23 protein-coding genes and 2 pseudogenes are annotated in these 21110 nt (G+C 74.2%); 23 read left to right on the plus strand and 2 right to left on the minus strand.

Annotation, left to right across the window (positions count from 1 at the left end):
- Window positions 1-59: 59 nt before the first annotated feature.
- The 4 genes from ffh to ACI79H_RS14660 all read left to right on the plus strand — a co-directional run bounded on the left by ffh (window position 60) and on the right by ACI79H_RS14660 (window position 5416).
- A complete protein-coding gene (gene ffh / locus ACI79H_RS14645; RefSeq protein WP_456555131.1) occupies window positions 60-1628 on the plus strand; it encodes a signal recognition particle protein in 1569 nt (522 codons plus the stop codon).
- On the plus strand, window positions 1625-2716 hold the full coding sequence (locus tag ACI79H_RS14650) for an amidohydrolase family protein (RefSeq protein WP_456555132.1): 1092 nt from the start codon (window positions 1625-1627) through the stop codon (window positions 2714-2716). The genes ffh and ACI79H_RS14650 overlap by 4 nt, the downstream gene beginning before the upstream one ends.
- 64 nt (window positions 2717-2780) lie before the next feature.
- The gene (locus ACI79H_RS14655; RefSeq protein WP_456555133.1) at window positions 2781-3614 is read left to right on the plus strand and encodes an alpha/beta fold hydrolase; all 834 of its coding nucleotides are present in this window, start codon (window positions 2781-2783) and stop codon (window positions 3612-3614) included.
- A 53-nt stretch (window positions 3615-3667) separates the two neighbouring features.
- Window positions 3668-5416: a proline--tRNA ligase gene (locus ACI79H_RS14660; protein WP_456555134.1), complete on the plus strand. Its 1749-nt coding sequence runs from the start codon at window positions 3668-3670 to the stop codon at window positions 5414-5416.
- Window positions 5417-5429: 13 nt separating this feature from the next.
- On the opposite strand, the gene ACI79H_RS14665 is transcribed toward ACI79H_RS14660, so the two are convergent.
- Window positions 5430-5840, minus strand: a complete 411-nt coding sequence (locus tag ACI79H_RS14665; RefSeq protein ID WP_456555135.1) for a VOC family protein — start codon at window positions 5838-5840, stop codon at window positions 5430-5432.
- Window positions 5841-5994: 154 nt separating this feature from the next.
- Between ACI79H_RS14665 and rpsP the strand changes: the two genes are divergently transcribed.
- The 18 genes and pseudogenes from rpsP to whiG all read left to right on the plus strand — a co-directional run bounded on the left by rpsP (window position 5995) and on the right by whiG (window position 19210).
- Window positions 5995-6498 (plus strand): 30S ribosomal protein S16, encoded by a 504-nt coding sequence (rpsP, locus tag ACI79H_RS14670; RefSeq protein WP_456555136.1) that lies wholly within the window; start codon window positions 5995-5997, stop codon window positions 6496-6498.
- Between the two features lie 3 nt (window positions 6499-6501).
- Entirely contained in the window at window positions 6502-6738 is a 237-nt protein-coding gene (locus tag ACI79H_RS14675; RefSeq protein WP_456555137.1) for an RNA-binding protein, read from the plus strand.
- Between the two features lie 31 nt (window positions 6739-6769).
- Entirely contained in the window at window positions 6770-7318 is a 549-nt protein-coding gene (gene rimM, locus ACI79H_RS14680; protein ID WP_456555138.1) for a ribosome maturation factor RimM, read from the plus strand.
- Window positions 7315-8010 carry a tRNA (guanosine(37)-N1)-methyltransferase TrmD gene (trmD, locus tag ACI79H_RS14685; protein WP_456555139.1) on the plus strand — a complete coding sequence of 232 codons (696 nt, stop codon included), beginning with the start codon at window positions 7315-7317 and terminating at the stop codon, window positions 8008-8010. Before rimM ends, trmD begins: the two co-directional genes overlap by 4 nt.
- A 3-nt stretch (window positions 8011-8013) precedes the next feature.
- Complete coding sequence (locus tag ACI79H_RS14690) at window positions 8014-8514, plus strand: NUDIX hydrolase (RefSeq protein WP_456555140.1); 501 nt, start codon at window positions 8014-8016, stop codon at window positions 8512-8514.
- Between the two features lie 151 nt (window positions 8515-8665).
- Window positions 8666-9022, plus strand: a complete 357-nt coding sequence (gene rplS, locus ACI79H_RS14695) for a 50S ribosomal protein L19 (protein ID WP_456555141.1) — start codon at window positions 8666-8668, stop codon at window positions 9020-9022.
- 65 nt (window positions 9023-9087) lie between these two features.
- Complete coding sequence (lepB, locus tag ACI79H_RS14700) at window positions 9088-10026, plus strand: signal peptidase I (RefSeq protein WP_456555142.1); 939 nt, start codon at window positions 9088-9090, stop codon at window positions 10024-10026.
- Window positions 10027-10267: 241 nt separating this feature from the next.
- Window positions 10268-10975, plus strand: a complete 708-nt coding sequence (locus ACI79H_RS14705; RefSeq protein ID WP_456555143.1) for a LuxR C-terminal-related transcriptional regulator — start codon at window positions 10268-10270, stop codon at window positions 10973-10975.
- A 124-nt stretch (window positions 10976-11099) separates the two neighbouring features.
- On the plus strand, window positions 11100-11894 hold the full coding sequence (locus ACI79H_RS14710) for a ribonuclease HII (RefSeq protein ID WP_456555144.1): 795 nt from the start codon (window positions 11100-11102) through the stop codon (window positions 11892-11894).
- Window positions 11891-12211, plus strand: a complete 321-nt coding sequence (locus tag ACI79H_RS14715) for a DUF2469 domain-containing protein (protein ID WP_456555145.1) — start codon at window positions 11891-11893, stop codon at window positions 12209-12211. The genes ACI79H_RS14710 and ACI79H_RS14715 overlap by 4 nt, the downstream gene beginning before the upstream one ends.
- Before the next feature lie 136 nt (window positions 12212-12347).
- Complete coding sequence (locus ACI79H_RS14720) at window positions 12348-12836, plus strand: ester cyclase (RefSeq protein WP_456555146.1); 489 nt, start codon at window positions 12348-12350, stop codon at window positions 12834-12836.
- A 110-nt stretch (window positions 12837-12946) separates the two neighbouring features.
- Window positions 12947-13306, plus strand: coding sequence for a YraN family protein (locus ACI79H_RS14725; protein WP_456555147.1), 360 nt, complete (start codon window positions 12947-12949; stop codon window positions 13304-13306).
- Window positions 13307-13353: 47 nt separating this feature from the next.
- A pseudogene (locus tag ACI79H_RS14730) lies at window positions 13354-14423 on the plus strand (YifB family Mg chelatase-like AAA ATPase); the annotation flags it as partial.
- Window positions 14424-14501: 78 nt separating this feature from the next.
- On the plus strand, window positions 14502-14822 hold the full coding sequence (locus tag ACI79H_RS14735) for a magnesium chelatase subunit ChlI family protein (protein WP_456555179.1): 321 nt from the start codon (window positions 14502-14504) through the stop codon (window positions 14820-14822).
- Window positions 14819-16054 carry a DNA-processing protein DprA gene (gene dprA, locus ACI79H_RS14740; protein ID WP_456555148.1) on the plus strand — a complete coding sequence of 412 codons (1236 nt, stop codon included), beginning with the start codon at window positions 14819-14821 and terminating at the stop codon, window positions 16052-16054. The genes ACI79H_RS14735 and dprA overlap by 4 nt, the downstream gene beginning before the upstream one ends.
- 120 nt (window positions 16055-16174) lie before the next feature.
- Complete coding sequence (locus tag ACI79H_RS14745; RefSeq protein ID WP_456555149.1) at window positions 16175-17284, plus strand: hypothetical protein; 1110 nt, start codon at window positions 16175-16177, stop codon at window positions 17282-17284.
- A 99-nt stretch (window positions 17285-17383) separates the two neighbouring features.
- Window positions 17384-18319 (plus strand): tyrosine recombinase XerC, encoded by a 936-nt coding sequence (locus tag ACI79H_RS14750; RefSeq protein WP_456555150.1) that lies wholly within the window; start codon window positions 17384-17386, stop codon window positions 18317-18319.
- A gap of 90 nt (window positions 18320-18409) precedes the next feature.
- Complete coding sequence (whiG, locus tag ACI79H_RS14755) at window positions 18410-19210, plus strand: RNA polymerase sigma factor WhiG (protein ID WP_456555151.1); 801 nt, start codon at window positions 18410-18412, stop codon at window positions 19208-19210.
- Between the two features lie 168 nt (window positions 19211-19378).
- On the opposite strand, the pseudogene ACI79H_RS14760 reads toward whiG, so the two are convergent.
- Window positions 19379-19837, minus strand: a pseudogene (locus ACI79H_RS14760) (M23 family metallopeptidase); the annotation flags it as partial.
- A 299-nt stretch (window positions 19838-20136) separates the two neighbouring features.
- Here ACI79H_RS14760 and rpsB point away from each other — a divergent pair.
- Window positions 20137-21081, plus strand: a complete 945-nt coding sequence (gene rpsB / locus ACI79H_RS14765) for a 30S ribosomal protein S2 (protein WP_456555152.1) — start codon at window positions 20137-20139, stop codon at window positions 21079-21081.
- Window positions 21082-21110: the final 29 nt, after the last annotated feature.

A 21110-nucleotide genomic window follows, 5' to 3' on the forward strand; every position in this document is an offset into this window, starting at 1 on the left:
CGGCCGAGGAAGCCGGTCGGACCGGCCGGCCCGCGCCCGCGAGCGACCGAGGACGTGCTGTGTTCGAGACCCTCTCCGACCGCCTGGACAAGGTCTTCACCGGCCTGCGGGGCAAGGGCCGGCTGACCGACGCCGACATCGACGCCACCGCGCGCGAGATCCGCATCGCGCTGCTGGAGGCCGACGTCGCGCTGCCCGTCGTGCGGTCGTTCATCGACGCGGTGAAGGAGCGCGCCCGCGGCGAGGACGTCTCCCAGGCGCTGAACCCGGCGCAGCAGGTCATCAAGATCGTCAACGAGGAGCTCATCGGCATCCTCGGTGGCGAGACCCGCCGCATCCGGCTGGCCAAGCAGTCGCCGACGGTGATCATGCTGGCCGGTCTGCAGGGTGCCGGTAAGACGACCCTCGCCGGGAAGCTCGGCCGCTGGCTCAGGGAGCAGGGCCACACACCGATGCTCGTGGCCTGCGACCTGCAGCGCCCGAACGCGGTCAACCAGCTCTCCATCGTGGCCGGTCAGGCGGGGGTGGACGTCTTCGCCCCCGAGCCGGGCAACGGCGTGGGCGACCCGGTGCAGGTGGCCCGCGACTCGATCGAGCACGCCCGCCGCACCATGCACGACGTCGTCGTCGTCGACACCGCCGGCCGGCTGGGCATCGACGCGGAGCTGATGCAGCAGGCCGCGGACATCCGCGACGCCGTGCGGCCCGACGAGACCCTGTTCGTCGTCGACGCGATGATCGGCCAGGACGCCGTCACCACGGCGCAGGCGTTCCAGGACGGCGTCGGCTTCAGCGGCGTCGTCCTCACCAAGCTCGACGGCGACGCCCGCGGTGGTGCGGCGCTCTCGGTGCGGCACGTGACCGGGCAGCCGATCATGTTCGCCTCCACCGGCGAGAAGCTCACCGACTTCGACGTCTTCCACCCCGAGCGGATGGCCTCCCGGATCCTCGGGATGGGCGACGTGCTCACGCTCATCGAGCAGGCCGAGAAGACCTTCGACGCCGACCAGGCCGAGCGGATCGCGGGCAAGCTCGCCTCGCGCGAGGGCTTCACCCTCGAGGACTTCCTCGAGCAGATGATGGCCATCCGCAAGATGGGGCCGATCGCCAACCTCCTCGGCATGCTGCCCGGCGCGGGGCAGATGAAGGAGCAGCTCAAGCAGGTCGACGACCGCGACCTCGACCGCACCGCGGCGATCATCCGGTCGATGACCCCGGAGGAGCGGGTCAACTCCAAGATCATCAACGCGTCGCGACGCGTGCGCATCGCCAACGGCTCGGGCGTCAGCGTCACCGCGGTCAACCAGCTGCTGGAGCGCTTCGCGCAGGCCCAGAAGATGATGGGCCAGATGGCCGGCAGCATGGGTATGCCCGGCATGGGACCGATGTCGAAGAAGGCCCGCGGCCGCCAGATGCAGGCGCAGTCGAAGAAGGGCAAGGGGAAGAAGGGCAAGGGCAAGGGCGGTCCCGCCCGCCGGCCCGTCGGCGCCCCCGGCCTGCCGCCCGGCGCGGGCAACCCCTTCGGTGCCGGGATGCCCGGCGGGATGCCCGGCCTGCCGCCCGGCCAGGCGCTCCCGGACCTGAGCAAGCTGAACTTCGACCAGTTCAAGGACGGCAACGGGCGGTGAGCGGGCCGCTGCCCGCCCTGCACCTGTCCGGGGTGGTGCTGCCCGCCGGCGAGCACCGTGACGTGTGGGTGCGGGAGGGCCGGTTCACCTTCGAGCCGGTGCCCGGTGCCGAGACGGTCAGCCGCGGCGGGTGGCTGGTGCCCGGGCTGGTCGACGCGCACTGCCACGTCGGCATCCTGCGCGGCGGCGGGCACGCCGAGGGCCTGGCGCAGGCGCGCGAGCAGGCGCTGGCCGAGCGTGCGGCCGGGGTGCTCGCGCTGCGCGACTGCGGCTCGCCGGTGGACACCCGCGCGCTGGACGACGAGCCCGACCTGCCCACGATCATCCGGGCCGGGCGGCACATCGCGCGCACCCGCCGGTACATCCCCGGCCTCGGCGTCGAGATCGAGCCCGAGGACCTCGTCGAGCAGACCCGGGTCCAGGCCCGGCGCGGGGACGGCTGGGTGAAGCTGGTGGGCGACTGGATCGACCGCTCGGTCGGCGACCTCGCCCCCGAGTGGCCGGCCGACGTCGTCGCCGCGGCGATCGCGGCCGCGCACGAGGAGGGCGCCCGGGTCACGGCGCACACCTTCGGCACCGACGCCCTGCCCGCGCTCATCGCCGCGGGCATCGACTGCATCGAGCACGGCACGGGGCTGACCGAGGAGCTCATCGGCGAGATGGCCGCCCGCGGCACCGCCGTCGTCCCCACCCTGGTGAACGTGGAGAACTTTCCCGGGTTCGCCGCGGCGGGGGAGAAGAAGTTCCCCACCTACGCGAGCACGATGCGCCGCCTGTACGCGAACTCCGGCGCGGTCGTCCGGGCGGCGTTCGAGGCCGGTGTGCCGGTGTTCGCCGGGACCGACGCCGGCGGCGGCATCGACCACGGCGTCATCGCCGACGAGATCCGGGCGCTGTGCGAGGCGGGGATCCCCGCGGAGGACGCCCTCGCCGCCGGCTCGTGGAAGGCCCGCGAGTGGCTGGGCCTGCGCGGCATCGAGGAGGGCGCGGTCGCCGACGTCGTCGTCTACGCCGCCGATCCGCGGGCCGACCTCGGCACGCTGCAGTCGCCGCAGCGGACGGTGCTCCGGGGTCGCGTCGTCGCGTGAGCGGAGGGGGTCCGCCCGGGCCCCGGGGCGCGTAGCGTTCGTCGTCTCGCAGGAGGACCTCCCCGTGAAGGGAGCGCGGACGATGCCGTACTTCATCGGCGCCCGCGGGCGCATCCACCACGAGGCCTGGCTGCCCGACGGGGACGTCCGGGGCCTCGCCGTGTTCTGCCACGGCGGCTTCGGGGAGCACCTGGGCCTGTACGAGGCGCTGGCGCGGCGGCTGACCACCGAGGGCGTGGCGTTCCACGCGCTGGACGGCATGGGGCACGGGCTCAGCGACGGTGAGCGCGACCTGACCCTCAGCTGGGACGAGTACGTCGACGACGCCCGGACGCTGGCGAACCTGGCCCGCGCGCAGCACCCGGACCGGCCGCTGGTGCTGATGGGGCACTCCGCCGGTGCGCTGGCCGCGCTGCTGCTCGCGCAGCGGAGCCCGCAGCTGGCGCAGGCGCTGGTGCTCTCGGCTCCGCCGGCGCAGCCGCTGCCGTGGGCCGAGGAGCTGCTCGAGGAGGGCGACGACGCCGAGGCCCCGGACCCGTCGGCCATGTTCAGCACGCACCCCGAATACCTGGACGCGCTGCTGCACGACCCGCTGGTCCACCGCGGGCCCGTACCGCGGCAGACGATCGAGGCCATCGTGCGCACCTGGCCGGAGGTCGCCGCGGGACTGGCGGAGGGGCGGCCGGACCTCCCGGTGCTGGTCGTCCACGGCGAGGACGACCCGGTGGTCCCCGTCGCGGACTCGGCCGCGATCGTCGCCCGGTTGCCGGACGCGGTGCTGCGGACCTTCCCCGGTGACCTGCACGACGTGCTCAACGAGCACGACCGGGACGCCGTGCACGAGGTGGTGGCGGAGTTCGTCGGCCGGCAGGTGGGGCGGGCGGCGGTCAGCGCCTGACCGCCCGGCCGGGCCACCGGATACGGGTTCGCGTGGCCTGGGAGACTTCTCCCGTGCTGCTCCGGATGTCGACCCTGTTCCTGCGGACCCTGCGTGACGACCCGGCCGACGCCGAGGTCGCCAGCCACCGCCTGCTGGCCCGGGGCGGGTACATCCGCCGTGCCGCGCCGGGCGGGTTCACCTGGCTGCCGCTGGGCTACCGGGTCTTCCGCAACGTCGAGCGCATCATCCGCGAGGAGATGGACGCGATGGGCGCGCAGGAGGTCGCCTTCCCGGCCCTGCTGCCCCGCGAGCCCTACGAGGCCACCGGCCGCTGGACCGAGTACGGGCCCAACCTCTTCCGCCTGCAGGACCGCCGGGGCAACGACTTTCTGCTCGGGCCCACGCACGAGGAGATGTTCACGCTCCTGGTGAAGGACCTCTACGGCTCCTACAAGGACCTGCCGGTCTCGCTGTACCAGATCCAGACCAAGTACCGGGACGAGGCGCGACCCCGAGCCGGGCTGTTCCGCGGCCGCGAGTTCACGATGAAGGACAGCTACTCCTTCGACGTCGACGACGCCGGGCTGGACAAGAGCTACGCCCTGCACCGCGACGCCTACATCAAGATCTTCGACCGCCTCGGCCTGGAGTACGTGATCGTCTCGGCGATGTCCGGTGCCATGGGTGGCTCGAAGAGCGAGGAGTTCCTGCACCCGACCGCGATCGGCGAGGACACCTTCGTCCGCTCGCCCGGGGGCTACGCGGCCAACGTCGAGGCCGTCACCACCGTGGTGCCCGACGAGATCCCGCTGGACGGGCTGCCCGCCGCGCACGTCGAGGACACCCCCGGCACCCCGACCATCGAGACGCTGGTCGCCGTCGCCCAGGAGCTGTTCCCCGACGCCGGGTACACCGCCGCCTCCACGCTGAAGAACGTCGTCGTGACGCTGGTGCACCCCGACGGCAGCCGCGAGCCGCTGGTCATCGGCGTGCCGGGTGACCGCGAGATCGACGCCAAGCGCCTCGAGGCGCAGCTGGCGCCGGCCGAGGTCGAGCCGTTCACCGACTTCGCGGGCAACCCCGCGCTGGTGAAGGGCTACATCGGGCCCCAGGTGCTCGGCTCGGGGAGCGGGTCGGGGATCCGCTACCTGGTCGACCCGCGCGTGGTCACCGGCACCCGCTGGATCACCGGCGCCAACGAGGCCGGCAAGCACGTGTTCGACCTCGTCGCCGGCCGGGACTTCACCTGGGACGGCGTCATCGAGGCCGCCGAGGTGCTGCCCGGCGACCCCGCGCCCGACGGCTCGGGCCCGCTGGAGCTGGCCCGCGGCGTGGAGATGGGCCACATCTTCCAGCTCGGCCGCAAGTACGCCGAGGCGCTGGAGCTGAAGGTGCTCGACGAGAACGGCAAGCTGGTCACCGTCACCATGGGCTCCTACGGCATCGGCGTCTCGCGGGCCGTCGCCGCGATCGCGGAGTCCACGCACGACGAGCTCGGTCTGGTGTGGCCGCGCGAGGTCGCGCCGGCCGACGTGCACGTCGTCGCCACCGGCAAGGACGCCGCGGTGTTCGAGGCCGCCGAGGCGCTGTCCGCCGAGCTGGTCGCCGCAGGCCTCACGGTCCTCTACGACGACCGGCCGAAGGTCAGCCCCGGGGTGAAGTTCAAGGACGCCGAGCTGCTCGGGATGCCCACGATCGTCACCGTCGGCCGCGGCCTGGCCGAGGGCGTCGTCGAGGTGCGCGACCGGAGGACGGGTGAGCGCGAGGAGGTGCCGGTCGCCGAGGCCGGCGCCCGCGTGCTCGCCGCCACCCGCGGCTAACGCCCGGACGGCGTCAGGCGGGGTCGGCGACCAGCTCGACCTCGTAGCCGTCGGCGTCCTCCAGGAACGCCGCCCGGTGCGCCGGGCCGCCGGCGAACGGGTGCCGGTCGGCGAACATCAGCCGCCACCCGTGCTCCGGTGCCTCGGCGACGAGCGCGTCGAGGTCGGCGGCCGGGCCGGCGCGGAACGCCAGGTGGTTCAGCCCGGGGGAGCGGCGCTCGTGCCGGTCGCCCACGAGGTCCGGCGACTGCTCGACGACCACGTAGACGCCGCCCTCGCCACCCCACCGCCACGACCGCCCGTGCGCCCAGCTCTGGAAGGGCTCCGCCCCGAGCCGGGTCAGCAGCCACCCCCACGACGCCTCGGCGCGGGGGAGATCGGGCACCCACAGCTCGATGTGGTGCAGCGGGCCGGTGCTGGTCACGGTGCTCCTCCCGGGATCTGGCATCATGGTCGGTCGAACATGGCGGTGGCGGCCCTCTCACCGTTGCCGGCCGTGTCCATCGCCCGGCCCCGGCGTAACCCCACACGCCGCCCGGCGGGCAACCACACAGCGTTCGAGGAGTACACCACCCACCGTGGCCACCAAGATCAAGCTCATGCGCCTGGGCAAGATGCGCGCGCCGTACTACCGCATCGTCGTCGCCGACGCCCGCACCAAGCGTGACGGCCGCTCGATCGAGACGATCGGCAAGTACCACCCGAAGGAGGACCCCTCCTTCATCGAGGTCGACTCCGAGCGCGCGCAGTACTGGCTCGGCGTCGGTGCGCAGCCGACCGAGGCCGTCGCCGCCATCTTCCGCGTCACCGGTGACTGGCAGAAGTTCAAGGGCGAGCCGGCCCCCGCGCCGATGAAGGTCGCCGAGCCCAAGCCGGACAAGAAGGCCCTCTACGAGGCCGCCGTCCGTTCGGGCATGGACGAGCCGACCACCGAGGCGACCACCGCCAAGAAGAAGGCGGCGCCGAAGAAGGCCGCTGCCGACGAGGCGCCCGCCGAGGCCGGCACCGAGATCGCTGCTCCCGAGGTCGCCGCTGTCGAGGCCGCCGACGACGGCGACACGGCTCCCGCCCCCGCCGAGTAAGACGTGCTCGAAGACGCGCTCGAGCACCTGGTCAAGGGCATCGTCGACCACCCGGACGACGTCGCGGTCGACCTGCTCACCAACCGCCGCGGCAAGACCCTCGAGATCCGGGTGCACCCGGACGACCTCGGCAAGGTCATCGGCCGCGGCGGTCGGACCGCCAAGGCGCTGCGCCAGGTGATGACCGGTGTCGGCGGACGCGGCCTGCGGGTCGACGTCGTCGACACCGACGGGCGCTGAGCTGCCGCTCAGCACCCGCCCGAGCACACCCATGAGCGACCCGCACGACCCCTTCCCGGACACCGTGGTGGTCGGCCGCATCGGCCGGCCCCACGGTGTCCGTGGTCTCACCACCGTCGAGGTGCGCACCGACGACCCCGACGCCCGCTTCGCCCCCGGCACGGTGCTGCGCACCGATCCGCCCGGCCGCGGTCCGCTGACCGTCGTCGACAAGCGGTGGCACAGCGGCACGCTGCTGCTGCAGCTGGCCGCGCCCACCGGCGAGGTCTACGAGGCGCGCGAGACCGTCGAGGCCCTCCGCAACACGCTGCTGCTGGTCCCGGTGGCCGAGCTGCCGGAGATCGAGGAGCCCGACTCCTACTACGACCACCAGCTCGTCGGCCTGAGCGCCCGGCTGCCCGACGGCTCGGTGATCGGCGAGGTCACCGCCGTGCGGCACGAGGCGCAGGACCTGCTGGTGCTCCGCCGCGCCGAGGGCGGGGAGGCGCTCGTCCCGTTCGTGGGGGCGATCGTCCCGACGGTCGACGTCGCCGGCGGTTTCCTCGTCGTCGACCCGCCCGAGGGGCTGCTCGACCTGTGAGCGCGCCCTACCGGATCGACGTCGTCACGATCTTCCCCGAGTACCTCGCGCCGCTGCGCCAGTCGCTGCTCGGGAAGGCCGCCGAGCGCGGTCTGGTCAGCATCGGGGTGCACGACCTGCGGCAGTGGACCGACGACCCGCACCGCACCGTCGACGACGCCCCGTACGGCGGCGGTCCGGGCATGGTCATGAAGCCCGAGCCGTGGGCGCAGGCGCTGGAGGCGGTGCGCCCGCCCGGCACCCGGCTGGTGGTCCCGACCCCCGCCGGTCGCCCCTTCACCCAGGCGATCGCGGCCGAGTGGGCCGCCGAGCCCGGGCTCGTGTTCGCCTGCGGGCGCTACGAGGGCATCGACCAGCGGGTGGCCGACTGGGCGGCCGACGCGGGGCCGGTGTCCGAGGTGTCGTTGGGCGACTACGTGCTCGCCGGCGGCGAGTCCGCCGTGCTCGTGATGGTCGAGGCGGTCACCCGGCTGCTGCCCGGTGTGGTGGGCAACCGCGAGTCCGTGGAATTCGACTCGCACGCCGACGGCCTGCTCGAGGGCCCCTCCTACACCCGCCCGGCGTCGTGGCGGGGCCGCGAGGTGCCGCCGGTGCTCCTGTCCGGGGACCACGCGGCGATCGACCGCTGGCGTCGCGAGGAGTCGCTGCGGCGCACCGCGGAGCGTCGTCCCGACCTGCTCGACGGCCGCTGAGCCGTGCCCGGCGAGGCGCTGGTCCGGCCCTCGGCGCGCGTCGTCGTCCTGGACCCGACCGGCCGGGTGCTGCTGCTCGGCGCGCGGCTGACCGGTCCGGACGTGCCGCCGGCCGGCGTGCTGTTCTGGTACACCCCCGGTGGGGGCGTGGAGGCGGGGGAGTCGCTGCGCACCGCCGCCGTGCGGGAGCTCGCCGAGGAGATCGGCCTGGACGTCGACCCCGCCGCGCTCGAGGGGCCGGTGTGGCTGCGCCGCTTCGTCGGCCCGTTCGGTCCCCTGCTGATCGACAACCGCGAGACCTACTTCGTGCTCCGGGGCGTCGTGCACGAGGTGGACGCCCGCGGGCGCACCGAGCTCGAGCTGCTGGGCGACGAACCGCACCGCTGGTGGAGCGTCGACGAGATCGCGGCCAGCGCCGAGGAGTTCGCCCCGCGCGAGCTCGCTGCCCTGCTCCCGGTCCTGCTCGAGGGCCCGTGGACCGGGGCGCCGCGCATCGTCACCTGAAGATGTGGCACGATGGACCACTGCTGCGCACCGTCGGCCGTGTCGACGGGAGCTCCGCCGAGGGGCCCGCAGCTCTCGGACACGGGCAGCCGGGGATCCCGCTGCCCGCACCGAACCGACGAGCCACTGCCAGAACATGAGGACTGCCGCGATGAACACCCTGGACGCACTCGACGCCGCTTCGCTGCGCGACGACATCCCGACGTTCCGCCCGGGTGACACCGTCAAGGTGCACGTCCGCGTGGTCGAGGGCAACCGCTCGCGCATCCAGGTCTTCCAGGGCGTCATCATCCGTCGCCAGGGTGGCGGCATCCGCGAGACCTTCACCGTCCGCAAGGTGAGCTTCGGCGTCGGCGTGGAGCGCACCTTCCCGGTGCACACCCCCGTCGTGGAGAAGATCGAGGTGCTCACCCGCGGTGACGTGCGTCGCGCCAAGCTGTACTACCTGCGCGAGCTGCGCGGCAAGGCCGCCAAGATCAAGGAGAAGCGCGAGATCATCGCGCGCTGACCGGCGAGGGCGGCACGCGCCCCTCTGCGTCTCCGGCGGGCCCTCCGCGCCGTACGCTGCTCCCGATGAGCAGTCAACGGCCCGGGGGGCCCGCCGATGTCGTTCCCGGGGAGCCCGACCCGGAGGACGGCGCCCGCGACGGCGCGGCGCAGCAGGAGGCGCCGGCACGGTCCCGGCGCTGGCGCCGCGGTCGCGCAGCCAACGCCAAGAAGACCTCACTCCTGCGCGAGCTGCCGGTGCTGCTGCTGGTGGCGTTCCTCCTCGCGCTGGTGGTCAAGACCTTCTTCGTCCAGGCGTTCTTCATCCCGTCGGGCTCGATGGAGCAGACCCTGCACGGGTGCCCGGACTGCACCGGCGACCGCGTGCTGGTGAACAAGGTGCCGTACTGGTTCGGCGAGCCCGAACCCGGCGACGTGGTCGTCTTCAAGGGGCCCGACACCTGGAGCCCGGAGGTCTCGGTCGCCGAGCCGGAGAACTGGTTCACCAGCAGCATGCTGTGGCTGGGCCGCACGGTCGGCGTGGCGCCGCCCAGCGAGGACGACTTCGTCAAGCGGGTCATCGCCGTGGGTGGGCAGACCGTGCAGTGCTGCGACGCCGAGGGCCGGGTGACCGTCGACGGCGAACCGCTGGACGAGCCCTACATCTTCGAGGACACCCCGATCGAGCAGCGCGCCTTCGGTCCGGTGACCGTGCCCGAAGGCCGGCTGTGGGTCATGGGTGACCACCGCTCGGCCTCGGCGGACTCCAAGGCCCACGTCGGTGACCAGTACTCCGGCACGGTCGGCGTGGACGACGTCATCGGCAAGGCGGCGGTCATCGTCTGGCCGGTGAGCCGCTTCGGGCTGGTCGGCTCGCCCGACATCCAGGCCTCCGCCGCCGCGCCCCTCGGCGTCGACGGCGGAGCCACGGGGGTGCGCCCGGACCTGCTGGCCTCCTCGGCCGTCGGCCTGGTCGGCGCCGTCCCCGTCGTGGCCTGGCGCCGTCGCCGGCGCCGTCGAGGCTGATCCGCCGTCCCCGTCCGGACCGCTCCGCTGGTGCGGGGCGGCCGGACGCCATTCCTGGGTCACCGTCCCGCAATTGTCGACAAATCAGACCTGTTGCGGATGCGACCACGAGTGGGCGCGAATGGCGTCGCGCACGGTAATCCGAAAAATGTCGGCAAAGTGTTCAAGCAACCGTTTCACCCTTCCGATGGATGGAGTGCAAGCAATTCGGAGTGAAACGGAGTCAGTTGTGTCTGCACCCATGGCGAGCACCGCACGCGGAGTCACCCGCGTGCTCCTCCTCGCCGACGCGCCCGTCCTGCGTCGTGGCCTGGTCAGCATGATCAACGAGACCGCGGGCATGCAGTCGGTCGGCACCCCCGGCGAGCTGCGCCGCGCCATGACGCTGGCCGAGTCGGCCCGCCCCGACGCCGTCGTCGTCGAGCTGGGCCAGGGGCGCGCCGCCACGCTGAACGCCTGCCGCGACCTCCGCCGCCGCTTCCCCCGGGTCGCCATCGTCGCGCTGGCCACCTCCGAGGACCCCGCCGTCGTCAACGAGGCGCTCGCCGCCGGCGTCGGTGGCTACCTGCTCATGAACACCTCGCCCACGCTGCTGGGCTGGGCGATCCTGGCCGCCCGTGCCGGCCGCACCGTCGTCGACCCGCAGATCCGCCGGGTGGAGCCCTCGGCCTCCCCGGCCGCCAAGCCCTTCACGCCCGAGGTGCCCCTGACCCGGCGCGAGCAGGACGTGCTGGACGAGCTGCTCCAGGGCCAGTCCAACCGGGCGATCGGCCGCAACCTGTTCATCAGCGAGGACACCGTCAAGAGCCACGTCAAGGCCATCCTGCGCAAGCTGGGTGCCCGCGACCGGGCCCACGCGGTCTCCCTCGTGCTCTCCTCGCGCACCCCGGCCACCTGCACCTGCGGCGCCCACGCCGCCGTGCGCGCCGACGAGCCCGCCGAGGTCTGACCTCGACCGCACGACGTTCCTCCGCACGCGGGCCGGTCCGTTCTCGGGCCGGCCCTGCGTGTTCGTGCGTCCCGGCCGACCGCTCCCCGACGGGCGGCCGCGGACGTCGTAGGGTCGGTGCCCGATGGCTGCGCGACCCGTTCACTCCACCGCCGCCCCGGTGCCCCGGGGGCGGAAGGTGCCCGCCGACGACGGACGCCCCGACGCCCTCTGGGACATGGAGCGCTCGCTGCGGCGCCGCGGCTTCACGGCGGTCGCCGGTGCAGACGAGGCCGGCCGTGGTGCGTGCGCCGGCCCGCTGGTCGCCGCGGCGTGCGTCCTGCCTGCCGGGAAGCGCGGCCGCGTCCCCGGGCTGGCCGACTCCAAGCTGCTCACCGCGGCCGCCCGCGAGCGGGTGTACGCGGAGATCCTCGACCGCGCGGTGGCGTGGTCGGTCGTGCAGATCCCGGTCGAGGAGCTCGACGCCCGCGGCATGCACGTGACCAACCTCGAGGCGCTCCGGCGGGCGGTGTGCACGCTGGACCCCGAGCCGGACTACGTGCTCACCGACGGCTTCCCGGTGCCCGGCCTGGCGCGGCCGGGGCTGGCCGTGTGGAAGGGCGACCGCGTCGCGGCGTGCGTCGCCGCCGCCTCGGTGCTGGCGAAGGTGACCCGGGACCGGGTCATGCTGGAGCTGCACGAGCGGTGGCCGGAGTACGACTTCGCCGGCCACAAGGGCTACATCACCGACGTGCACACCGCGGCCCTGGAGCGGCACGGACCCAGTCCCGCGCACCGGATGCGCTTCGTCAACGTGGCCCGCGCCCGCGACCTGCACGCCACCGGGGTGCTCCGGCTGCCCGCCGGCAGCGCCATGCACGATGATGGAGCCATGCCCCCTGCGTCCTGCGAGCCCGCGACGAGCACCGAGGACCGATGAGCACCGAGGATCTCGAGAAGTACGAGACCGAGATGGAGCTGCAGCTCTATCGCGAGTACAAGGACATCGTCCGCCAGTTCACCTACGTGGTGGAGACCGAGCGGCGGTTCTACCTGGCCAACTCGGTGGACCTGCAGGTCCGCGAGGCCGGGGGAGAGGTCTTCTTCGAGCTGAAGCTCTCCGACGCCTGGGTGTGGGACATGTACCGGCCGGCGCGCTTCGTCCGCAACGTCCGGGTGCTGACGTTCAAGGACGTCAACGTCGAGGAGCTGGACAAGCCCGATCTCGAGCTGCCGGACAACCCGCGCCTGCCCTGACCGCGGTCGTCCTGCCGGGCGGGGGCCGTTGGCCTCTACCCCGGGACCAGCCCGGGCGCCATGCTCGGGCGCCGGCCCCGCCGCGGGCGCCGGGCCACGCGGCGGTGCGCACCGAAGGCCGGCGGAGGAGGCCGTCATGGGGCAGGCGCGCGACATCATGGATCGGCTCAGCGGTGCCCTCACCGCCGGTGACCGCGCGGCGATCACCGGGCTCTACGCGCCGGACGCCGTCCTGGAGACACCGGACGGTCCGCGCATCGACGGGGCCGAGGCGATCGCCGACTACTTCGCGGCGCTGGCGCGGGCGTTCCCCGATCTCTCGTTCCAGCTGGTCGCCGGCTACGAGATCGGGAACACCGCGATCGACGAGGGCTTCGTCGTGGCGACCCACGCGGGGGTGTTGACCACCCCGGACGGCGACATCGGACCCACGGGCAGGTCCCTCCGGCTGCGCGAATGCGACCTCGCCACCGTGGAGGACGGCGTCGTCACGAGGCACCGCATGTACTTCGACCAGCTCGAGTTCCTGGTCCAGCTGGGGCTCGCCGACGCCGGCGCCCCGGCCGGTGCCGTCCCGGCGCCGCGAGCCGGGGGCGAGCAGGCCGCGGAGGTGCCCGCCGGCTGAGCGGTGGGCGCCGCGGCGGCCCCGGACCGGCCGCGTCCACAGCCGGCGCCGTCGTCCACAGATCCGGCGGCATCCTGTCCTGACCGGCCGCGCCGGGCGACGGTCGACCGGTGCCCACACGCAACGAACTGGGGGCCCACGGCGAACGCATCGCCGCGGCCTACCTGACCGACGTCGGCCTCCGGCTGCTCGACCGCAACTGGCGCTGCCGCGACGGCGAGCTCGACCTCGTCGCCCGCGAGGGCCCCGCGCTCGTCTTCTGCGAGGTGAAGACGCGGCGCGGCGTCGGTTACGGGCACCCCGTGGAGGCGGTCACCCCGGCCAAGCAGCGGCGGCTCCGGATCCTGGCCCAGCGCTGGCTGGCTGCGCACGACGAGCACGCGCCCGACCTGCGCTTCGACGTCGTAGGGGTGCTGGTGCCCCGAACCGGCCCGGCGCTGGTCACCCACCTCCGGGCGGCGTTCTCGTGACGCTCGCCCGTACGTGGTCGGTGGGCCTGGCCGGCGTGCACGGTGCGATGGTCGAGGTCGAGGTGGACATCGCCACCGGGGTCCCCGGGGTGGCGCTGGTCGGGCTGCCCGACGCGGTGGTGCGCCAGTCGGTGGACCGGGTGAAGGCCGCCGTCGTCAACGCGGGCGGGGAGTTCCCGCTGCGGCGGATCACCATCGGGCTGTCACCGGCGTCCATGCCCAAGCAGGGGAGCGGCTTCGACCTCGCCCTGGCCGCGGCCGTGCTGGCGGCGTCCGGAGCGGTCCCGGAGAAGTCGGTGGAGCGGCTGGTGCTGCTCGGCGAGCTCGGGCTCGACGGCTCGGTGCGGGCCATCCGCGGCGTGCTGCCGTCGGTGCTCGCCGCGGCGCGTGCCGGGCACGCCGAGGTGGTGGTGCCGGCCGTCAACGCCGACGAGGCGGCGCTGGTCGAGGACGTCGCGGTGCTGGCGGTGAGCTCGCTCGTGCAGCTGGTGGGCCACCTCGCCGGCCGGACCCGCCTGGTGCCGCACACGCGAGGGGCGTTGCCGGAGCCGTCGCCGGGGCCGGACCTGGGCGACGTGGTGGGGCAGAGCACCGGCCGCCGGGCCGTGGAGGTGGCCGCGGCCGGCGGGCACCACCTCTTCCTGGCCGGGCCGCCGGGAGCCGGCAAGACGATGCTCGCCGAGCGGCTGCCCGGCCTGCTGCCCTCGCTGGACGAGCAGGGGGCGCTGGAGGTGACCGCCGTCCACTCGATCGCCGGGAGCCTGCCACCAGGCGCGCCGCTGCTCACCCGGCCGCCCTTCGAGGCGCCGCACCACTCGGCGTCCATGGCGGCGCTGGTGGGCGGCGGGTCGGGGCAGATCCGGCCCGGCGCGGTGTGCCGGGCGCACCGGGGCGTGCTGTTCATGGACGAGGCGCCCGAGTTCCGCGGACGGTGCTCGACACGCTGCGCCAGCCCCTCGAGCGCGGGCAGGTGACGATCCACCGCGCGTCGGGTTCGGCGACCTACCCCTGCCGGGCGCAGCTGGTGCTCGCCGCCAACCCCTGCCCGTGCGCCAGCGCCGCCGGCGACGCCGCCTGCACCTGCAGCCCGCTGGAGCGGCGGCGGTACCGGTCCCGGCTCTCCGGGCCGCTGCTGGACCGCATCGACCTGCGGGTGGAGCTGCCGCCGGTGACGCGGGCGGCCTGGCTCGACGGGATGGGCGAGCCGGAGACCTCCGAGGTCGTCGCCCGCCGCGTGCGGGTGGCGCGGGCGGTCGCGGCCGAGCGGCTGGCCGGCACCGGGCTGGGTGTGAACAGCGAGGTGCCCGGCCGGCTGCTGCGCGAGCGCTTCGCGCCGCCCCGGGCCGCCCTGGCCCTGGCCGAGCGGGCGCTGGAGCGGGGAGCGCTGTCCGTGCGCGGCTTCGACCGCGTCCAGCGGGTCGCCTGGACGCTGGCCGACCTCGCCGGCCGGACGGTGCCCGGCGCGGACGAGGTCGCCGAGGCCCTCGGCATGCGGCTGCAACGGGTGGCGGCGTGACCACCCTGGACGAGGACCTCGAGGATGCCGTCGCCGGGACGGGCGGAGGTCGGCAGGACGCCGGCCTGCGCCGGGCGCGGGCCTGGCTGAGCCGCGCGGTCGAACCGGGCACGATCGACCTCTGGCGGTACGTGGACGACTTCGGCCCGGTGGAGGCGGTCCGGCGGCTGCGGGACGGGCGGGCGCCCGCCGCGGTGCGCTCCCTCGTGGGCGCGCGGGCCGAGCAGGACACCACGCTGGCCGATCTGCGGCGCGCCGAGCAGTGCGGCGCACGGCTGGTCGTGCCGGAGGACGACGAGTGGCCGCACCTGCCGCTGCACGCGCTCACCCTCGCGGTGGCCGCGGAACCCGACGAGCGGAAGGAGCAGTCCGACCGGACCAAGGCCCTGGTGCCTCCGCTGGCGCTGTGGGTGCGCGGGCCCGGGCGGCTCGACGAGGTGGTCGACCGCTCGGTCGCGGTCGTCGGCGCCCGGGCGTCCACCGCGTACGGCGAGCACGTCGCGGCCGAGCTGGGGCACCAGCTGGGCGAGCGCGGCTGGACCGTCGTCTCGGGCGGAGCCCTGGGCATCGACGCCGCCGCGCACCGGGGCGCGCTGGCGGCCGGGGCGGCGACGGTCGTGGTGCTCTCCTGCGGGGTGGACCGGCCCTACCCGGCGGCGCACGGCGCGCTCTTCGCCCGGATCGCCGAGACCGGGTTGCTGGTCAGCGAGTGGCCACCGGGATCCGCGCCGCTGCGCCACCGGTTCCTCGTGCGGAACCGGCTGATCGCCGCGCTCACCCGTGGCACGGTCGTCGTCGAGGCGGCCGCGCGCTCCGGGGCGCAGGCCACCGCGCGCCGGGCGCAGGACCTCGGCCGGTCGGTCATGGTCGTGCCCGGGCCGACCACCTCCGCGATGAGCGTCGGGTGCCACGAGCTGCTCCGCGACGTGGGCCTCGCCGCCCGGCTGGTCGCCTCGGCGGCGCACGTCGTCGAGGAGGTCGGCAGCATCGGCGCCGACCTCGCCGAGCCCGCGCCCCGCCCCGCGTCGCCCCGGGACGGGCTCTCCGACCTGGCCACCCGCGTGCTCGACGCCTGCCCGGTGCGGGTGGGTGTGAGCCCCGAGCGGCTGGCCGCGGTGGCGGGCTGCGACGTCCTCGAGGTGCTGCGCGTGCTGCCCGCCCTGGAGCTGGCGGACCTCGTGGAGTGGACCGGTACCGGCTGGCGCGTCGCACGAGCAGCTGACCACGCGTGAGGGGAGCGGCGCCGCGCGGTCCGCCCACGAGCATCTCGGAGGGAGCGGAGGCCTCCGTGGACCGACGCCTCCCCCTACGCTGCCCGTCACTCGTGCGATGCGATCGACGGGGAGGGTGGCGTGACCAGTCGGGGGCGCCGGGTGTGCGTCGCGGTCGTCGCCGCCGCGATGCTGCCACTGCTCGCACCAGCAGCCGCGCGGGCCGACATCGTCGTCGGCACCGGTCCCTACGAGGCCACACGCGGCTCCGACGGGACGACGACGCTGCACCTCACGGTCTGGAACCTGAACGCCGAGGACGTCGAACTGTCACTCACTGCCAGCCGTTGCGAGGCCCCCGCGGTCGCACCGACCGTGGAAGCACTGCGCCAAGGCGAGGCGACCTTCGAGATGCGCTGCGAAGAAGGTGACGAGGAGAGGGCAGCCACCCTCACGACAGCGCCGGACGGGCCCGCCGGCACCACGACGGTGGACTTCAGCTTCTCGATCGCCCAGCCGCCGGATCCCGCGCCCGGGCCCCTGTGGTTCTTCGCGCTGGCGGGGCTCCTCGGACTCGTGGCCGTGGTACCTCCCTACGCGTTCTGGAAGACGAGTCCCCGCGGCAATCCGGAGCGCCCCGTTGCGAGCGGGGCAACCCAGGAGCAGAAGAAGCTCAGCCGCGTGTGGGCGACGTTGAGCCAGCGAGGTGAACACCACCTCGGCTCCACCTTGCCCGGGATCACCGCGGACTGGAGCTTCACCGACACCTGGGCTTCGAACGCCGGTCTCGCGACGGCCTTGTTCACCGGGCTGTTCGCCGCAACCGATCCGCTCGAGATCGTGCTGGGAACGGACTCGTCGCAGGCGCAGAGCACCATCGTCATCGCCTCGGCCCTCGCAGCCGGCTTGATCGGGGCAGCGCCACTGCTCCTGGTCATCTGCAAGCGACGCTTCGAGAAGGAGGGAGGCGTCGCCCGCCACAACACCATCGGGGGCGTGCTCGCGGCCTCGTGGGTCGTGATCACGGCGAGCACCGGATTGGTCCTGGCGGCTGCGGCGGCGCTCGACCGCCCCTGGCCGTGGGTGATCGCTGTCGCCGTCTGCCTCCTCCTGCTCGTCTACAGCTGGAAATCCGTACCGCAGACCCTGGCGCTCGGCAGCTTCCCGGTTGCTGAGGGAGCAGAGGCACGGCCGCCCGCCATCGGCGGCCCGGGTTCCCGGCGCGACTTCACGGTGGCCGCGATGCCGTAGCTGTGCGGACCCGGCGGTTGACGGACGGCGACGGAGTTGCGGTCCGCCGGTTCGGCGCGGCGTCTTGACCGGCCGCGCGTGCCGACGGACGGTCTGCGCATGGCGACCGGGACGGCAGATGCGCGCGCCGCCCTGCCCCCGGCCCTGGCCGAGGCGCTGGCCGGGTACGAGGAGCACCTGCGCAGCCAGCGGGACCTCTCGGAGCACACCGTCCGCGGTTACGTCACCGACGCAGTCGGTCTGCTCGACCACCTCGCGCGGCGGGGCGGGGAGCAGCCCCACCACCTCGACCTGCCGGTGCTGCGCAGCTGGCTGGCGCAGGGCCGCACGAAGGGGCACAGCCGAGCCACCACCGCGCGGCACGCCGCCGCGGCTCGCTCGTTCACCCGCTGGCTGCGCCGCGCCGACCTCACCACCGAGGACGTCGGGCTGCGATTGGTCAGCCCGCGGGCCCACCGCACGCTGCCCGACGTGCTCGCCCCCGAGCAGGCGCGTGCCGTCGTCGAGTCGGCCGCGGGCGCCGAGGACCCGATCGGGCTGCGCGACGCGGTCGTCCTGGAGCTGCTCTACGCCAGCGGCATCCGGGTCAGCGAGCTGGTCGGGCTGGACGTCGACGACGTCGACCGCGGGCGGCGCGTGCTGCGCGTGCTGGGCAAGGGGCGCAAGGAGCGCGCCGTCCCGTACGGCGTGCCGGCCGAGGCCGCGCTCGACGCGTGGCTGAGCCGGGGCCGCCCGGCGCTCGCCGTCGCCGGGTCGGGGCCGGCGCTGCTGCTCGGCGCCCGCGGGCGCCGGCTGGATGCGCGCGAGGCGCGCCGCACCGTGCACGCCGCCGTCGCGGCGGCGCCCGGGGCTCCCGACGTGGGTCCGCACGGCCTGCGGCACTCGGCGGCGACGCACGTCCTCGAGGGCGGCGCGGACCTGCGCTCCGTCCAGGAGCTGCTCGGCCACGCTAGCCTCGCGACGACGCAGATCTACACGCACGTGACCGTCGAGCGGCTCCGTGCGGTCCACGCCCAGGCTCATCCGCGAGCGTGAGGGGACGGGCGGCCACGGATGCGTCCGCGGCGATGACACCAGGCAGGACGACGGGGGCGCGAGCCCGCAGCGCGAGCGAGGAGGGCCACCGTGCCTGAGGCAACGATCCAGCGGCTCGACGAGGCGGCCGAGGACACCGACGCGTTCATCGCCCAGCTGTGGGCCCAGTACGTCGCCGACCGCGACCCGGCGCTGCGGGACCGGCTGATCCTCCACTACGCCCCGCTGGTGAAGTACGTCGCCGGCCGGGTCGGTAGCGGCCTGCCGACGCACGTGGAGCAGGCCGACCTGGTCTCCTACGGCACCTTCGGCCTCATCGACGCCATCACCCGCTACGAGCCGACCCGCGAGGTCAAGTTCGAGAGCTACGCGATGGCCCGCATCCGCGGCGCGATCATCGACGAGCTGCGCAACACCGACTGGATCCCGCGGTCGGTCCGCATGAAGGCCCGTCAGTTCGAACGCACCGTCGCCGAGCTCGAGGGGCGGCTGCACCGCACGCCGACCGACGACGAGGTCGCCGACGCCATGGACATGGACGTCGAGGACATCCGCAAGTTCCTCGGCCAGCTCTCCCTGGTCAACGTCGTCGCCCTCGACGAGCTCCTGACCGACGACGAGGGCGGCTCCCCGCGCCTGGGCGACACCCTCCAGGACACCAGCGCCCTCGACCCGCAGGCGATGGCGGAGAACGGCGAGGCGCGCCAGCTGCTGGCCCGCGCCGTCGAGCAGCTGCCCGAGCGGGAGAAGGTCGTCGTCTCCCTCTACTACTTCGAGGGGCTCACCCTGGCCGACATCGGCCGGGTGCTCGGCGTGACCGAGAGCCGGATCTGCCAGCTGCACACCAAGGCCGTGCTCCACCTGCGCACCAAGCTCGCCGACATCGCATGAGAGCCGTGGTCGAGGCGGTGCTGCTCGACCGGTGGGGCTCCCGCAGCACGGTCGACGGCAGACCGCACGAGGCGCTGGCGCTCTGCGACGCCGGCTGACCGCACGGCCTCCGCGCAGCGGCAGCAGGCGCACCCGCGGGACGGCCAGCAGCGTCATCGGGTCCAGGTAGACCTCCCCGCGCCGCAGCCCCCAGTGCAGGCAGGCCTGCGACGGGCAGCCGGGGTGCCCCGGCGCCAGCATCCCGAGCGGCGAGCCGCGGGCCACGCGCTGGCCGGCCGTGACCGAGCGCTCGACCGGCTCGTACGTCGTCCGCAGGCCGCCCGGGTGGTCGACGCTGACCACCGGCCGCCCGGCCACCATGCCGGCGAAGACGACCACCCCGTCCCCGGCCGCGAGGACCGGCGCCCCGGGGGACCCGGCGAGGTCGACCCCTCGGTGGCCCGGCCCGTAGGCGTGCGCCGGCGCCTCGAACGGGCGCGTGACCTCCGGCGGCCCGGGCAGGGGCGCCGTCCAGCCGGCGACCGGCACGGGGGAGGGGGTCGGGAGCCCCGGGGCGGCCGTCGAGGGACCCGGCGCCACGACGGCGGCGGTCAGCACCGCCAGCAGGAGGGGGAGCGCGGTCCGCATGCGCCGACGGTGGACGACCGGAGCCCCCCGAGGAACGGGTTCCGGGCAGCTGTGGACGGCCGGGACGGCTGGGGAGGACGGCCCCCGCTGTCGCGTATGCTGACCGGTGCGACCCGTCCGTCGGGTCGACTTCGCGCGTCCTCATCCCGCTCCGGCGGGGCAGTCGCCACCTCGGTCCCGGCCCGCAACGGCCGGGGGAGTGGCGCCGCAGGACGCCAGGGCGGGCCGTCAACCCGGCGCCCGCGGCAACCGAGAACGCGCGGCCTCGTGGCCGCGCGCACACGAGAGAGGCTGCGACCATGGCAGTCGTCAGCATGAAGCAGCTGCTCGACAGCGGCGTCCACTTCGGGCACCAGACCCGTCGCTGGAACCCGAAGATGAAGCGCTTCATCTTCACCGAGCGCAACGGCATCTACATCATCGACCTGCAGCAGACGCTCGGGTACATCGACAACGCCTACGAGTTCGTCAAGCAGACGGTCGCGCACGGCGGCTCGATCCTGTTCGTCGGCACCAAGCGCCAGGCGCAGGAGGTCGTCGCCGAGCAGGCCACGCGCGTGGGCATGCCCTACGTCAACCAGCGCTGGCTCGGCGGCATGCTCACCAACTTCCAGACGGTCTTCAAGCGCCTCGAGCGCCTCAAGGAGATCGAGGACATGGAGCAGACCGGCGTGCTGGTCAGCCTGTCCAAGAAGGAGCAGCTGGTCCTCAGCCGCGAGAAGGCCAAGCTGGACCGCTCCCTCGGCGGTATCCGCGACATGAAGAAGGTGCCCAGCGCCATCTGGATCGTGGACACCAAGAAGGAGCACATCGCCGTCGGCGAGGCCCAGAAGCTGAACATCCCGGTCGTCGCGATCCTGGACACCAACTGCGACCCCGACGAGGTCGACTACAAGATCCCCGGCAACGACGACGCCATCCGCAGCATCACCGTGCTGACCCGCGTGATCGCCGACGCCGTGGCCGAGGGCCTCATGGCCCGCTCGGCCGCGCAGGCCAACGCCGGCCGCGAGGACGGCGCCGAGCCCGTCATCGGCGGCGACCAGCCGCTGGCCGACTGGGAGCGCGAGCTGCTCACCGGTGGTGACGCCGCGGCCGCCCCGGCCGACGACGCCACCGCCACCCCGCTGCCGGAGACCCCGGCCGAGGCGCCGACGGTCACCGCCGAGCAGGTCGCCCCGGTCGAGGGCGTCCCCGCCACCGGTAGCACCGAGACCGGCACCCAGGGCGCGCAGAACGGTTGATCGCCCGGCGCCGCCCCGGGCTTCGGCCC

Source organism: Blastococcus sp. SYSU D01042, from assembly GCF_054050515.1.

Excerpts from the sequence above, each read along its gene's own strand:
- ACI79H_RS14735 (WP_456555179.1), top strand. The coding sequence starts at position 14,502 with ATGGGCGAGCCGGAGACCTCCGAGGTCGTCGCCCGCCGCGTGCGGGTG.
- ACI79H_RS14705 (WP_456555143.1), top strand. The coding sequence starts at position 10,268 with ATGGCGAGCACCGCACGCGGAGTCACCCGCGTGCTCCTCCTCGCCGAC.
- ACI79H_RS14715 (WP_456555145.1), top strand. The coding sequence starts at position 11,891 with ATGAGCACCGAGGATCTCGAGAAGTACGAGACCGAGATGGAGCTGCAG.
- rpsB (WP_456555152.1), top strand. The coding sequence starts at position 20,137 with ATGGCAGTCGTCAGCATGAAGCAGCTGCTCGACAGCGGCGTCCACTTC.
- ACI79H_RS14750 (WP_456555150.1), top strand. The coding sequence starts at position 17,384 with ATGGCGACCGGGACGGCAGATGCGCGCGCCGCCCTGCCCCCGGCCCTG.
- rimM (WP_456555138.1), top strand. The coding sequence starts at position 6,770 with ATGAGCGACCCGCACGACCCCTTCCCGGACACCGTGGTGGTCGGCCGC.
- ACI79H_RS14720 (WP_456555146.1), top strand. The coding sequence starts at position 12,348 with ATGGGGCAGGCGCGCGACATCATGGATCGGCTCAGCGGTGCCCTCACC.
- lepB (WP_456555142.1), top strand. The coding sequence starts at position 9,088 with ATGAGCAGTCAACGGCCCGGGGGGCCCGCCGATGTCGTTCCCGGGGAG.
- ACI79H_RS14710 (WP_456555144.1), top strand. The coding sequence starts at position 11,100 with ATGGCTGCGCGACCCGTTCACTCCACCGCCGCCCCGGTGCCCCGGGGG.
- rplS (WP_456555141.1), top strand. The coding sequence starts at position 8,666 with ATGAACACCCTGGACGCACTCGACGCCGCTTCGCTGCGCGACGACATC.